The sequence below is a fragment of the Pedobacter namyangjuensis genome, assembly GCF_003313325.1.
Lineage (GTDB): Bacteria > Bacteroidota > Bacteroidia > Sphingobacteriales > Sphingobacteriaceae > Pedobacter > Pedobacter namyangjuensis.
The window spans coordinates 107,747-120,950 of sequence record NZ_QMHQ01000004.1 but is presented as its reverse complement, the minus strand read 5'-3'; the positions used below and the strand labels follow the sequence as shown (position 1 = coordinate 120,950).

General features: G+C 36.3%; 13 protein-coding genes. 7 read left to right on the top strand and 6 right to left on the bottom strand.

The window, feature by feature from the left end; all coding sequences use genetic code 11:
- Positions 1-85: 85 nt before the first annotated feature.
- The 4 genes from DUT69_RS16175 to DUT69_RS16160 form a co-directional block, all read right to left on the bottom strand.
- Complete coding sequence (locus DUT69_RS16175; RefSeq protein ID WP_113654302.1) at positions 86-859, bottom strand: HNH endonuclease; 774 nt, start codon at positions 857-859, stop codon at positions 86-88.
- A 296-nt stretch (positions 860-1,155) separates the two neighbouring features.
- A complete protein-coding gene (locus DUT69_RS16170; RefSeq protein WP_113654301.1) occupies positions 1,156-2,118 on the bottom strand; it encodes an AAA family ATPase in 963 nt (320 codons plus the stop codon).
- 3 nt (positions 2,119-2,121) lie between these two features.
- A complete protein-coding gene (locus DUT69_RS16165) occupies positions 2,122-3,489 on the bottom strand; it encodes a peptidylprolyl isomerase (RefSeq protein ID WP_113654300.1) in 1,368 nt (455 codons plus the stop codon).
- A gap of 57 nt (positions 3,490-3,546) precedes the next feature.
- The gene (locus tag DUT69_RS16160; protein ID WP_113654577.1) at positions 3,547-4,137 is read right to left on the bottom strand and encodes a hypothetical protein; all 591 of its coding nucleotides are present in this window, start codon (positions 4,135-4,137) and stop codon (positions 3,547-3,549) included.
- Between the two features lie 108 nt (positions 4,138-4,245).
- Between DUT69_RS16160 and DUT69_RS16155 the strand changes: the two genes are divergently transcribed.
- Positions 4,246-4,836: a hypothetical protein gene (locus DUT69_RS16155; protein WP_113654299.1), complete on the top strand. Its 591-nt coding sequence runs from the start codon at positions 4,246-4,248 to the stop codon at positions 4,834-4,836.
- On the top strand, positions 4,836-5,414 hold the full coding sequence (locus tag DUT69_RS16150) for a non-canonical purine NTP diphosphatase (protein ID WP_113654298.1): 579 nt from the start codon (positions 4,836-4,838) through the stop codon (positions 5,412-5,414). Before DUT69_RS16155 ends, DUT69_RS16150 begins: the two co-directional genes overlap by 1 nt.
- Here the strand turns inward: DUT69_RS16150 and DUT69_RS16145 are convergent.
- Positions 5,411-7,591 (bottom strand): OstA-like protein, encoded by a 2,181-nt coding sequence (locus DUT69_RS16145; protein WP_113654576.1) that lies wholly within the window; start codon positions 7,589-7,591, stop codon positions 5,411-5,413. The two genes, DUT69_RS16150 and DUT69_RS16145, sit on opposite strands and share 4 nt — an antisense overlap.
- Before the next feature lie 105 nt (positions 7,592-7,696).
- Between DUT69_RS16145 and tilS the strand changes: the two genes are divergently transcribed.
- The 5 genes from tilS (at position 7,697) to bshA (ending at position 11,908) form a co-directional block, all read left to right on the top strand.
- A complete protein-coding gene (tilS, locus tag DUT69_RS16140; RefSeq protein WP_113654297.1) occupies positions 7,697-9,031 on the top strand; it encodes a tRNA lysidine(34) synthetase TilS in 1,335 nt (444 codons plus the stop codon).
- Positions 9,032-9,051: 20 nt separating this feature from the next.
- Positions 9,052-9,549 carry a hypothetical protein gene (locus DUT69_RS16135; protein ID WP_394341260.1) on the top strand — a complete coding sequence of 166 codons (498 nt, stop codon included), beginning with the start codon at positions 9,052-9,054 and terminating at the stop codon, positions 9,547-9,549.
- Between the two features lie 135 nt (positions 9,550-9,684).
- Positions 9,685-10,164: a hypothetical protein gene (locus tag DUT69_RS16130; RefSeq protein WP_162796334.1), complete on the top strand. Its 480-nt coding sequence runs from the start codon at positions 9,685-9,687 to the stop codon at positions 10,162-10,164.
- Positions 10,165-10,170: 6 nt separating this feature from the next.
- A complete protein-coding gene (locus DUT69_RS16125) occupies positions 10,171-10,635 on the top strand; it encodes a hypothetical protein (RefSeq protein WP_113654294.1) in 465 nt (154 codons plus the stop codon).
- Between the two features lie 133 nt (positions 10,636-10,768).
- Positions 10,769-11,908, top strand: coding sequence for an N-acetyl-alpha-D-glucosaminyl L-malate synthase BshA (bshA, locus tag DUT69_RS16120; protein ID WP_113654293.1), 1,140 nt, complete (start codon positions 10,769-10,771; stop codon positions 11,906-11,908).
- A 118-nt stretch (positions 11,909-12,026) separates the two neighbouring features.
- On the opposite strand, the gene DUT69_RS16115 is transcribed toward bshA, so the two are convergent.
- Positions 12,027-13,133 (bottom strand): lactonase family protein, encoded by a 1,107-nt coding sequence (locus DUT69_RS16115; protein WP_113654292.1) that lies wholly within the window; start codon positions 13,131-13,133, stop codon positions 12,027-12,029.
- Between the last annotated feature and the right edge of the window lie 71 nt (positions 13,134-13,204).

The following is a 13,204-nucleotide window of genomic DNA, read 5'->3' as shown; positions in this document are numbered from 1 at the left end:
TGAACTAAAGGTGTTCGCTAATCGATATAAATGCTTTGTAATTTAAACTAAGCTCGGTCTTTTGGTTTGTATTCTCGATGCAGGATCAGTGTTTAAAACGAAATTCGTTATGATATTTTAAAAATTCTATATCTGGTAGAAATCTTGATGGTAAAATAATATCTTGACTATCCAACTTTAAAAAATATTCATCAATAGATTTTGATTTACTTTGCTTGAATAATACAGGCGAAATTTTAATTTTAAAATCAGTTGTTATTGTCATCAAACCCGTTTCAAAAGCTTTATCATGAAGTGCATTAATTGCAATTCCATTTTGAGGATTTAATCTATTCTTTTCATCAATGCTCCAAGGTTTAATATGTCCTGCAATCAAAAATTCGGGTTGCTGTATTCCGGTAATACAACAAGTATTATTGTAAGAAGCTAATATTGAACTTCTAAAAAAAGATTGATTAACTCTAACTTTTACAATTTGTTCTCTCATTACACCTTCTTTTGGTAATTCAAATTCAGGAATATGATTTAGTTGCTCAATGGTAGTATGTTCAAAATTTGCTAATAATTTCTCGCTTTCAAAAGGTAGAAGATCCCAGTTGTTAAAAAATTCATTCCAAATTTCAGCATCTAATTTACTTGCATTTGAAGCTCCCTTAATTCCTCTTGCTTTTAAACTTGGGTCAAGACTTGCAAAATTGACAAGTTTGTATGCTACTGAATTTGGCGTTCGTCCTATAAGGTTTGCCAGATGAATTACTTCTGGATTTGAGCTGTGTAATCTACCAAACGGTAATTTACAGTATAAATTTACAGTCAATATTAATTCGTCTCTTGTCCATAATTTTTGGCCTGCTTTCATAATAGCGAGCCGTTATCAAAATCTCGATCATATTGCATAACGAATTCATAGTTGCAATTTAATTGAGGGCAAAGATGAATGTCAGTTTTATCAGTCGTATGAGCAAGGTTCAATATAATTTCAGACCTCGTACCGCACCTGGGACAAGTCGTCGGTTGTTCACTATAAATGTAAGTTTCAGAATAGTTTATCATTAGACCTTTTTGATGCATTTGGAAATATAATTCTTGATAAGCGAACTGTATTAGTTTTAGAGAATGCCAGACCAGATAATTAATTACAATTATTTATATTCGCTAAAACAACCCTCTAATAATATCCTCTACAGACAAACCTTCGGCTTCTGCTCTGTAGTTACGCACAATACGATGGCGTAAAATTGCTTCGGCAACGGCTTGTACATCTTCAATATCTGGCGAATACTTACCGGAAATGGCAGCATGGCATTTTGCACCTAAAACCAAAAATTGAGATGCTCTAGGACCAGCGCCCCAGGAAATGTAGTTGTTGATAGCTTCAGAAGCGTAAGCGGTATTCGGACGGGTTTTAGCAGCTAGTTTTACGGCGTATTCCAATACATTGTCTGTAACCGGAATATTTCTAACCAAAGTCTGAAAATATTGTATTTCAGAAGCCGAAATTATTTTCTCGAGCGTAGGTTTTTGGTTGCTCGTAGTATTTTTTACAATGGTTAGTTCATCTGCAAAAGTTGGATAATCCAACTTGATGTTGAACATGAAACGATCTAGTTGCGCTTCTGGTAGGGGGTAAGTTCCCTCTTGCTCGATAGGGTTTTGCGTAGCCAACACAAAAAATGGCTGTGGAAGTTGATGCGTGTAACCTGCCGCAGTAACCGCTTTCTCTTGCATGGCCTCTAACAAGGCAGCTTGCGTTTTCGGCGGTGTACGATTAATCTCATCGGCCAAAATAATGTTAGAGAAAATTGGTCCTTTTATAAATTTAAAATGGCGGTCTTCTCCTAAAATTTCTGCACCTATAATATCGCTAGGCATTAAATCTGGCGTAAACTGTATACGGTTGAAATTCAGATCCAATACACTAGCTACGGTTTGTACCAACAAGGTTTTTGCCAATCCCGGCACGCCGACTAATAAACAGTGTCCGTTGCTAAAAATAGCAATCAGTACCGATTTAATAATTTCATCCTGGCCAATTACAACTTTGCCAATTTCGGCTTGTATTTTGTTGAAAGATTGGTGCAGGGCGTCTACGGCTTCTACCTCGTTGTTAAACTGCATTTACTATTTTTTCTCTTTATCCTTATTAACCCAAAGCTTCATCTCATCGCAGGTTTCAAACTCTTCGTCGATTCTAATATACGTAGTTTCTCTTCTTTTTTGAAACCACTCGCTCATTACTTTAGCTTGTTTTTCGCTTTGCGCTATTTCTTTAAATTTAGGATAATCTTGTTCTAAGTTTCCTTTATGAGGTGGAATTTTAGATTTTAATAAGAAAATTTTATAACCTTCTTTTCCATCTTTTTCACTGCTGAAAGAAACAGGTTTAGAAACTGTTCCAACTTTCATGGTGTCTATTACCACAAATACCGATGGGTCTAATTTCTCAACCGGGATAAATGTTGTTCTAGAAGTCTGATTGTCTGAATATAACATCATACCACCATTATACTGTGTCTCTTTGTTGTCCGAATAAAGTGATGCGGCAGTAAAGAACGGCAATTTTTTATCTTGAATATCTTTAAAAATACTATCTGCTTTCATTTTAACACGCTCTAAACTCGCTGGTGTAGTTTGCGGTTTAATTAAAATGTGCCTAACGTGTGCTTGCTCGCCTCTACGCTCTAAAACCTGAACAATGTGGTAACCATAATCTGTTTCGAATACTGGCGACATTTCTCCGGCTTTAAGTTTAAACGCCCAAGCTGTAAATTCTTTTACCATGGTTGTTCTGTCGATAAAACCGTAATCGCCACCTTCTGATGCAGAACCCGGATCTTCTGAATAGGTTTTAGCTAAGAAAGCAAAGTCTTCGCCACTTTTAACACGTAAACGTATAGCATCTAGTTTATCGTAATATTTTTGTTTTTCGGCTTTAGTAAGTTTTGGATACAATGCAATTTCACCAACTTCAACTTCAGTACCAATATCTGGCAAACTGTCTTTGTGGTAGGTTTCAAAGTATTTTTTAACATCTAAAGGCGTAACGTTTGTATTTTCGGTAATTTTCTGTTGCATTTTTTCAGCAATAAGACCTTCTTTAATTTCTGGTCTCATTTCGTCTTTATATTGCAATACAGATTTTTGAAGAAATTGCTCTAAACGCTCTTGCCCGCCCATACGTTGTATTTGGTAACGCATACGTTTATCTAAAGCATCATCAACTTGGGTTTCCTCAACCATAATCGAATCGATTTCTGCTTGTTGCTTAAGCAATTTTTGAACAAGCATTTGCTGTAAAAAATAGCATTTAGCTTTTTCGTCTGCCGGATTTCCTTGATTTAAGTAAATAGCATATTGCTGATTCAAGTCAGAAAGTAGAATAATATTACTTCCAACTACGGCAACCACTTTATCTAAGTTGGCTTTTTGAGCGTTTACATTTAGAAACAAGCAAATTAATGCGCTTGCCATCCATAAAAATTTCTTCATTGTATTCTTGTTCACTTAAATTTTCGTTTGCAAAGTTAATATTATTATCCCAAAGGCTTATGGCTTGGCTAGCTTTCTAAGCTCATCTTGGTTTATCTTTACGCTGTATTTGTTTCTTAAAGTTTTAATCCACGCCGTTTCCAGCTCATCTTGATAAGATGCAATTACATCGCCTCTGGCTTCTTCATAACTTTTGCCAGCGTATTGGCTCTTGTTTTTGGTATAAAGGTTATGTAATTCCGATTCGTTCTCTTGAGATTTGCTCCAGATTTTTCTTTCAGAAATGTTAAACATTAAAACACCTTCGCGGTACTCATTCATTATAAAATCATAATCAACGTTTTTCGGAGAAGTTTTTTTCTGCTTTTTTAACGCACTTTCATAACCATTAATCTCTTTTTTATAGGCGGTATCGGCATCTAAATTTACCGCTTTGGCGTCTATAACTTTTAATTTAAAATTGATGTAAAGGTCTAGGTAATTGCTCAGTTCTTGGTAAGTTGCATTGGTTAAACCGCCGTGGTTTTTCTTATACACCCACATAAACTCTTTGCTACTAATAGATTTACCATTAACGGAGGCAACATTTTGCGCAAAAGCAACGTGGGCAATAAAACATGAAATAAAAATGCAACAGACTTTTCTCACAAAAGACAACAGCTATAATTTTTAATGGATAAAAGTAACAAATTAAGGCGCTATAATAAGATATTTAACTAATTTTAACAGAAAATTATTTCATTAAAATCCAACGGGATGGCTAACCAACTTACTAGTAACGCCGAAGCTTTGCGTTTATTTTTTACAGATGATGTTTATTTGGTAAAAGATGAAACTAAAAATGCAGATGCAAAGCCGGTTACGCCAGTTTCTTACACCCAATCGGTGGCTACGCCAAGTGTTGTTGCCGAGCCAATATCAAGCATTCCACTAGTGGAGAAAACCAATGCTCCAATTGCAGAACCACGCAAGTTTGCCTACATAGGAAAATACTTAAAAGGGGTTTTGATTTTGGTTAATGATAAAGCAAATAAAGTAAGCACTGCCGAAGGCAATTTGTTGCTACGTAATTTGGTTGATGCAATACAGTTTAAAAATGATGATTTTGCTGTTTTAAATTATACAAATTACAGCGATGCAAAACTTGATGAACTTAAAGCGTTTTTTAAGTTTGATATTTTGCTTTCGTTTGGGGTTTCGCCGCAACAGTTGGGCGTCGATTATCCGTTAAATCAGCTTAGTTTAACGGCTGATGCTAAAATGGTTTTTACTTCAAATCTTCACGACTTGAGTGCCGACAAGGAGACCAAAAAAATCTTGTGGACCAGTTTACAAAAGCTTAAATAATGGAAAATCAATTGGTATTTGCCACAAATAACGAACATAAAACTAAAGAAGTTAGCGCTATTTTGAGCCCGAAATATAAGGTGCTGAATTTAAAAGATATTGGTTGCGACGTTGATATACCGGAAACGGGAAATACATTTGCCGAAAATGCAACGCTAAAAAGTTCTTACGTGGTTAGCCATTTTAAAATGGATTGTTTTGCAGACGATAGTGGTTTAGAGGTTGATGCCTTAAATAACGAACCCGGCATTTATTCTGCAAGATATAGCGGGCAAAGAGGCGACGAGGCAAACATGCATTATCTTTTGCAAAAAATGGAAGGTGAAAACAACCGAAATGCTAGATTTAAGACCGTAATTTCACTTATAAAAAACGGTGCAAACTACCTTTTCGAAGGAGTGATTTTTGGCAAGTTAGTAACCGAACCAAGGGGGCAGAACGGCTTTGGCTACGACCCGATTTTTGTACCGGACGGTTACGATATAACTTTCGCCGAGATGGATAGTGCCGAGAAAAACCGCATTAGCCATAGAGCCATCGCGATGCAAAAATTAATCGCTTTTCTGCAAGAAGCTTAATTACCGCTTACTGTTTTCTTAACCGTATCTGCTTTAATTGCTGGTTTTAAAAGCACTGCGCTGTCTAGAGGTTTGGTAGTTTTAGTTTCTACAGTTTTAACTGCTGTTTTTGGGGCAACATTTGTTTTGGTAGCTGGCGGTTTAACTGCAGGCGTAACTTTTTTGGTTGTAGCACTTGGTTTCTTAACGGCCGGAGCTTTAACTTTCGCATTGCCTTTAATTACTTCGGCTTTGCTTTTCGGCCTAGATTCGGGTTTCCAAATAAAACCTGTCAGCGTAGTTTCCTTTGGCAATTTATCGATGGGATAGGCTGCACCTTCGCCTTCCTTAATAAAAACTATATCTGTAAGCTCTTTTTTATCAAAATTAAACCTAATTCTGCTGCTTACAGATTGGTTCATGTGGTCGTATTCGTCTTTATTGTTTTTGGTATAATAAATACTTTCTGCATTGCCATCAACATACATGTTTTTAAGACTACCGTCTTTAAAAAAACCAGTAATTATTGTCCCTTTAACTTGGTTAAATTTGGTGGAATCTGTTTCTACATTTACGATAAAACCATTTTGCAACACTTGGAAGCTGTGTAGTTTGTTTCCTTTAAAAAATACATGTATGGTGTCGCCAGTTTGCTGCGAACCTTCTCCCCAAAGCATTGGATTTTTGTACCATCTTAAAGCAGAATCGGCAGCGGTGTAAAACAACGAATCGGCAGTAGCCTGCATGTTTGATTTGTAAACCCGCACATTGTGGAAGGCTTTAATAACCCTGGTACGCGTTGTATCAAGTGGATTTGAAATTTTTGTGCTGCCTAATTTCAGCTTTTTAGTCGTATCAATTTTTGCGTTGTTTTTTGCCAAAGGCGATGCCATATCCTTGGCAGCCTTGTTGGGAAAGATAGGTTTTATGGCATTTTTTACACTGTCAGTTTTTGCAACAACTGGCTGCGTAGATTTTGGAATTATTATTTTCAGACTATCGGTTTTTACGGAGTCTATAACTTTTTTTACAGAATCTAAAACCGTTGGCGGTGGTAAACTCACGAGTTCGTTAGCTGTTTTATCGGCCTTTTTATCTTTTCTGCCTTTTTTATTATCAGCAACACTAACTGCTTGTTTTGCCGGCGTGGCTTGTGCTTTTTCGGCGGCCAGTTTTCTAGCCTCGGCTTTTTCTTTCTCTTTTTCGGCCTTTGCTTTTTCTTCCTCTACACCTAATTCGTTATCCTTTAGCACAACAGGTTTAACCAATAATTTTAAGGTTTGCTGCAGTACTTTTTGCGCTTCTAAAGTATCGGCGCCAAGCCAAAGCGTGTCTGGTCTTTTAACGTCTTTAATGGTTACAGAATCTTTGGTGTCCATTCCAAAGTAAGCGTTTTGTGTCACTACAATCCTTTCGTCAACTTTGTAATATTCGCCTAACTGACCGTATAAAATCATTTTATCGGAAGTATCTTTAAAAACAATATTTTTTATAGCCTTTCCATATCCGGTTTTACCGTTATAAAATAAACTGTCGCCTTTTAAAGACTTGGTTCCTTGTGTGTATAGGTTCTTTTTCCCGAAAAATGCATTTTCGTTTCTGGTATTGTAAGAGCCGTTTTCGGTATATAGATTATCATCCTTGCCTTTGATATTGGTTGGACCGTAGAAATACGTCCAAGCGGTTAGCGTATTATAGCGTAAGGTATCTGATTTTATAACCGTTTGTGGCGTTTGTACATTAACATTGTACCTAAACCATGCATCTCTGGAGTTAGAAAAATACCAAGCATTTTTACTGGTAATGGTTACTTCTTTATTTACAATTTTTCCGCCATCTACATACCTGCCAATTTTAGTATCCATAAAATAGATCAGTTTATTGGTAGTTAGGGTAGATGTTGCATCAATCATTCGAACATTGCTATTTAGGTTGGCAACTTTCTTATTGCCATCATAATCTAAAAAGTCAGAATAAATGTTTACAGTATCGCCCTGGTTAATATGAACATTTTTAAAAGCTTCGAAGAAATTACGGTCCTTATAGAAAACAGCGCTATCGCAAGTTAAAATTGCATTGTCGTGCTGAAATACTGGATTTTTAAGATAATTGATATTCCTTTTTACATCGCCCCTAACACTGGTAGAACTCAGTAAATTAATAATGCTTCGCTTTTGCGCAAACAATACGCTAGGCATTAGTAACAATAACAGTAAGATACGTAATTTATGCACGGTACAAAGTTATGTTTTTGCTTAAATATTCGTTAGAATATATTTGTTATTTAATGGTATTTTTGAAACATGTTACCTCTGCAACAGTTTAGCGACTTCATCAAAACCAATGCCCTTTTTTCGGCAGATGATAAGATTTTGTTGGCAGTTAGCGGTGGCAAGGATTCTGTTTTAATGGTACAGCTATTTAAACAGTGTAACTACAACTTTAGTATTGCCCATTGCAACTTTAATTTAAGGGGCGATGAAGCGCAACGCGATGAGAGTTTTGTTCGGTTACTGGCACATACTTTAGATGTCCCTTTTCATGTTGCGCATTTTGATACGAAATCTTATGCGTCAACAAACCATGTTTCTACGCAAATGGCGGCCAGAACCTTGCGCTACAATTGGTTTGAAGAAATAAGAGCGCAGAATGGTTATCAATTTATCGCAGTAGCGCAACACCAAAACGATGCAATAGAAACGCTTTTGCTAAACCTAACTCGTGGTACAGGTATTAGCGGGTTACATGGTATTTTACCTAAAAGGGATTTCATTATTCGTCCGTTACTATTTTTATCCCGACAGGAGATTGAAGATTTTGTAGAAGATAATAGTTTGGATTTTGTAGAAGATAGTTCTAACCAAACTACAAAATATGCTCGAAATAGTATTCGGTTAAACGTTGTTCCCCATCTACAGGCTATAAATCCTAATTTGGAGCGCACATTTGCTCAAAATATAAACCGCTTTGCAGAAACGGAACAAGTTCTAAAACAAGTTGTTGCCGAAACACGCCAAAAATTGGAGAAACGAGAAAACGATGATGTTTCTTATGACTTGGCTTCAATTGAGAACTTAACTCCAAAAAGATTATTGTTTTACGAGTTAATAAAGCCCTTTAGTTTTACAGAAAGCGTAGCTGATGAAATTTTGGATTCTTTAGCTAAACAGTCGGGAACTTCTTTTTACAGCCAAACACATCGGGCGACTATTGATAGGACAGCTGTAATTATCTCAAAACTGTCAGAAGCTTCGTCAACTGAACATCATTTCCTTCATATTAACGAAGAATTTAAGTTGGTTGACAACCAGAAAATTTCTTTATTTAAAACCGATAGTTTGTTGTTTGAAGCAAATAAATTTAAAGCTTTTGTAGATGCTGATAAACTTATTTTTCCGCTAATAATTCGTTATAAACAAGAAGGAGATAGGTTTATGCCACTGGGGATGCATAATTTTAAAAAACTAAGCGATTTCCTCATCAACCAGAAAATTCCGCTACCACAAAAAGAACGTGTAATTTTATTAATTAATGGAAACGGCGAAGTTATTTGGGTTGCAGGCTTACGCCAAGACGACAGGTATAAAGTAAATGCAACAACAAAAAAAGTTGCTATATTCGAATTGTCAAACCAATAAAAAAAATAGTAGGCGAATTGATGCTTAGCAGTACAATGGATCAGAAAAACAGCTATATCGAGAAACAGTATATCGGCAGAGATTACATCCGCATTGCGATAAGATTGGTTATGGCTGCATTCTGTTTTGCCGCTTACGTTTACGAAAGGGACCGCGACCATACTGTTGACTTGTTTCTGGTGGTTGGTTTTGGTATTATCGGTGTTTCTATAATTTTATTATTTCTGATTCAGTATAAAATTAAAATAGAAAACAAGCTGGTAATTATTGATGGGTTATGGTCATCGAAACCTGTAAAAATTGATTTAAACAGCATTGTAAAAGTTCGCAAGGCTACTTATAGTAATTATATTTTTAACAATCCGGTTTACAATTTGCACAGAAAAGGTAGTATCCGCTTTTATTCTTCTGGCCGAGATGCTGTTGTACTTACCGATAGAGATGGTTTAGAGTATTTTATTGGTACGCAACGCCCCAACGAAATGTATTTGGTTATTCAAAACGAAATGAAAGGCTAACGCTTTATGGAATAATTTCCCCAAAAATCAATACAAATATTCTCGATTACCCTGAAAGACCTTGCTGACAAGCTGTTTTGCGGTATTTTGCTATAGGGCACTTTAATTGCATTATTTATGCAAACTAATTGTCCAATGAAAAATACAAGAATTCTATTAGGCATTTTCGCAATGCTGTTTTTTGCAAGCGTTGCTAATGCACAAACTAACACAACTCCGCCAGTAAGTATCGATGTTTTAAAAACAAGAGCTTCTCTACTAAAGGAAACGACCAACCTAAACAAGCTTAAAATAAAATTAACCGAGCTTAATACGCAGATGCCTAAATTGGAAGATGATGTAGCTAGAGCTAATGAGCGTTCGGCAAAATCGGCCGTAGAGAGCAAAGATGCTGCAAACAAGATGAATGCAAATACCGCCGACAAGAAGTTAGCTAAAAAAGCAAGTAAGGCTGCTAAAGATTCTTATAGTGATGCTAGAAGAGCACAAAAACTTACCGACAATCTTTTATCAACCCAACAAAAAATCAACAAACTAAATGCTGACATAGAGAAGTTAAAAGTTAAGATTGATAAAATGGATCAGCAATTGAAATTTAGCGAAAACGTAAACTAAAACGATATGAAAAAGATAGGGTTTTTGTTAGGTTGTTTGGCATGCTTAGGCAGTTTTGCAAATGCGCAAACTTTTACGCCCAAGGTTTCTAAAGATTCGGTTGGCGTTTTAATGGCTAGGTTAGAAGCTGTTAAAGCAAGTGCAAAACTCCAGAGTTTGAAAATTAAAGAGGCCGAAGAAGAGAACGATGTGGAGAAGCTTCGCATAAAAGTTTTGGAAGCTGAAGGGAATGTAAAAGCTTCAGCACAAGATCAGGCAGATGCAGCGGAAAAAACCAAGGCGGGAAATTTAGATGCGAAAGCAGCAGAAAAGATTGCTAAAAAGGCAAAGAGTGATGTGGTAGATGCGCAAAAGGCTTTAGATCGCTACAACAAACAAATTGAAAAGGTTGAGAATTTGCGAAATGAGATTAAAGCAGAAGAGCGAAAACTTACCTACAAAAAACCTTATATCGTATTCGATTATAAATAAACAAAAATGGCTTCCACAACGGAGGCCATTTTTGTTTCTAAATCATCAATATTATTACCAATAGATAACACAAATTAAATAAGATATAAGTTAATTTGCCCTGCCGATTTAATTCGGTATTAGCAACATTGTAATGAAAATAGGAATAGTATGTTATCCTACCTTTGGCGGTAGTGGCGTTGTGGCAACAGAATTGGGCAAGGCGCTTGCCAACCAGGGTCATCAAGTTCACTTTATAACGTATAGCCAACCTGCCAGATTAGATTTTTTCTCAGAAAACTTGTTTTATCACGAGGTTTCTGTTAGAGATTATCCGCTATTTGACTACGCTCCATACGAATCTGCCTTGGCAAGCAAACTGGTAGACGTTGTTAGATTTGAGCAGTTGGATATCCTACACGTACATTATGCTATTCCGCATGCGTCGGCTGCCTTTATGGCCAAGCAAATTTTAGCTACTTATGGTATTAACATTCCGTTTGTAACTACTTTGCATGGTACAGATATAACTTTAGTAGGTAAAGATGCAACCTATAAACCTGTCGTAACTTTTTCTATTAACCAGAGCGATGGTGTAACTACAGTTTCGAAGGATTTAAAACAAGATACCTACAAACATTTCGATATTAAAAAAGACATAAAGGTTATCCATAACTTTATTGATTTTAGTCGTTTTAGTCTACAGCCAAAAGATCATTTTAAAAAGGCCATTGCGCCAAATAACGAACGTATTCTTATCCATACCTCAAATTTTAGAAAGGTAAAACGTACAGAGGATGTCATTAGAATGTTCCAGAAAGTTCAAGAACGCATCCCGTCTAAATTATTAATGGTTGGCGATGGTCCGGAGCGTACTGCAAACGAGCGTTTGTGCCGAGAATTAAATATTGATGATAATGTAAGGTTTTTAGGTAAACAAGATGCGGTGGAGGAGATTTTATCAGTATCGGATTTGTTTTTAATGCCTTCTGAATCGGAAAGTTTTGGTTTGGCTGCGCTGGAAGCTATGGCTTGCAAGGTTCCGGTAATTACTTCTAATGCTGGTGGTTTGCCAGAATTAAACGTTGATGATTTTTGCGGTTATATGTGCAACGTAGGCGATGTTGATGATATGGCAAACAAGGCAATTACCATTTTATCAAACGAAGACACGCTAAAATACTTCAAGGAGAATGCGCTTACAAGAGCCAAGGACTTCGATCTGAAGAAAATTTTGCCCTTGTACATCGATTTTTATACTGAGATCCTAGAAAAATCTAAAGCAGGAGCGTAGGTTTTACAAGATCCTTATTGCAAAGAACGAAGTATTATACAACATGCGTTAACAGAATTTTAGTTTGATGCCAAGGTCTCGCAACATCGTAATATTATTTAAGTAAGAATACGGGTGTTTACTTAGTAAAAACCAAACAAACAGGCGCAGCTACTTCAATTCTTTTTCCGCTATCGGTTAGTTTACCAGTTGCACTATCTCTGTTAAAAATAACAACGTTATTGGTGTATTGGTGCGCAACCAGCAGAAACTTGCCACTCGGATCGATTGCGAAATTTCGGGGACCTTTTCCTAAAGTGCTGGTAATTTCTGCAAGTTCTAGTTTCCCATCTTGCAACACGCGAAAAGTGCTAATTGTGTTTGCATCGCCTCGGTTTGTTTCGTATAAAAATTTTCCATCTCCAGAAATATGGATGTCTGCGCCATCAATTTTCCCTTTAAATTCTTTGGCAGTGGTGCCGATATCCTGTATTTTGGTAAGTGTGCCATCCTTATAGCTGAAAACAGAAACTATTCCATCAAACTCGTGTGCTAGATAAGCAAATTTCCCATTCGGACTAAAAGTTAAATGACGCGGACCAGCGCCTGCTTTTGTATTGATAATAGTTTTTGGTGTTAATGTTAAGCTTTTGCTCCTTTCTTCGTAGTTGTATAGATAGATTTTGTCTTCACCTAAATCATTACTTATTAAATATTTTTTATCGGGCGTTAATAATACTTGATGTACGTGTGCACTTTCTTGTCTTTTTAAAGGATCAATGCTTTTGCCAGTATGTTTTATAACTTGCTTTGCGTTGTAAAGTTGCCCATTCCCTTCAGTTGCAAAAACGGCAATGCTACCGCCAGAATAATTGGCCACAATTACATTTTTTCCATTTGCAATTATATAACATGGGTCTGCACCTTGCGATTGCATCTTGTTTAAGAAATTTAATTTACCCGATCTGCTATCAAAATCAAAAGCACTTACCGTACTGCTCTCGCCAGTTTCGTTTACACTATAAACATATTGTTTGTCATCGCTTAGCGTTAAAAAACTAGGATTTGCTACATTTTTAGCAATACTTTTGAGCTTTGCATCGGCTGTTTTACTGCTAAAATCATAAGTGTAAATTCCTTCACTAGTAGTTTTGTTGGTATAAGTACCAATTAACAAATTGTAGCTTTGAGCGCTTGCTTGTTGTGCTAAAAAGGAAGTTGCGAGTAATAACAGTAATTTCTTCATTCTATTTTATTTTGTTGCAAAGTACGCAAAGAAAAAAAGTGCGAGCAAATTTATTGAAGAATTGACTTTGT

Excerpts from the sequence above, each read along its gene's own strand:
- bshA (WP_113654293.1), top strand. The coding sequence starts at position 10,769 with ATGAAAATAGGAATAGTATGTTATCCTACCTTTGGCGGTAGTGGCGTT.
- DUT69_RS16135 (WP_394341260.1), top strand. The coding sequence starts at position 9,052 with ATGCTTAGCAGTACAATGGATCAGAAAAACAGCTATATCGAGAAACAG.
- DUT69_RS16130 (WP_162796334.1), top strand. The coding sequence starts at position 9,685 with ATGAAAAATACAAGAATTCTATTAGGCATTTTCGCAATGCTGTTTTTT.
- DUT69_RS16170 (WP_113654301.1), bottom strand. The coding sequence starts at position 2,118 with ATGCAGTTTAACAACGAGGTAGAAGCCGTAGACGCCCTGCACCAATCT.
- DUT69_RS16155 (WP_113654299.1), top strand. The coding sequence starts at position 4,246 with ATGGCTAACCAACTTACTAGTAACGCCGAAGCTTTGCGTTTATTTTTT.
- DUT69_RS16150 (WP_113654298.1), top strand. The coding sequence starts at position 4,836 with ATGGAAAATCAATTGGTATTTGCCACAAATAACGAACATAAAACTAAA.
- tilS (WP_113654297.1), top strand. The coding sequence starts at position 7,697 with ATGTTACCTCTGCAACAGTTTAGCGACTTCATCAAAACCAATGCCCTT.
- DUT69_RS16175 (WP_113654302.1), bottom strand. The coding sequence starts at position 859 with ATGAAAGCAGGCCAAAAATTATGGACAAGAGACGAATTAATATTGACT.
- DUT69_RS16115 (WP_113654292.1), bottom strand. The coding sequence starts at position 13,133 with ATGAAGAAATTACTGTTATTACTCGCAACTTCCTTTTTAGCACAACAA.
- DUT69_RS16165 (WP_113654300.1), bottom strand. The coding sequence starts at position 3,489 with ATGAAGAAATTTTTATGGATGGCAAGCGCATTAATTTGCTTGTTTCTA.
- DUT69_RS16145 (WP_113654576.1), bottom strand. The coding sequence starts at position 7,591 with ATGCCTAGCGTATTGTTTGCGCAAAAGCGAAGCATTATTAATTTACTG.
- DUT69_RS16125 (WP_113654294.1), top strand. The coding sequence starts at position 10,171 with ATGAAAAAGATAGGGTTTTTGTTAGGTTGTTTGGCATGCTTAGGCAGT.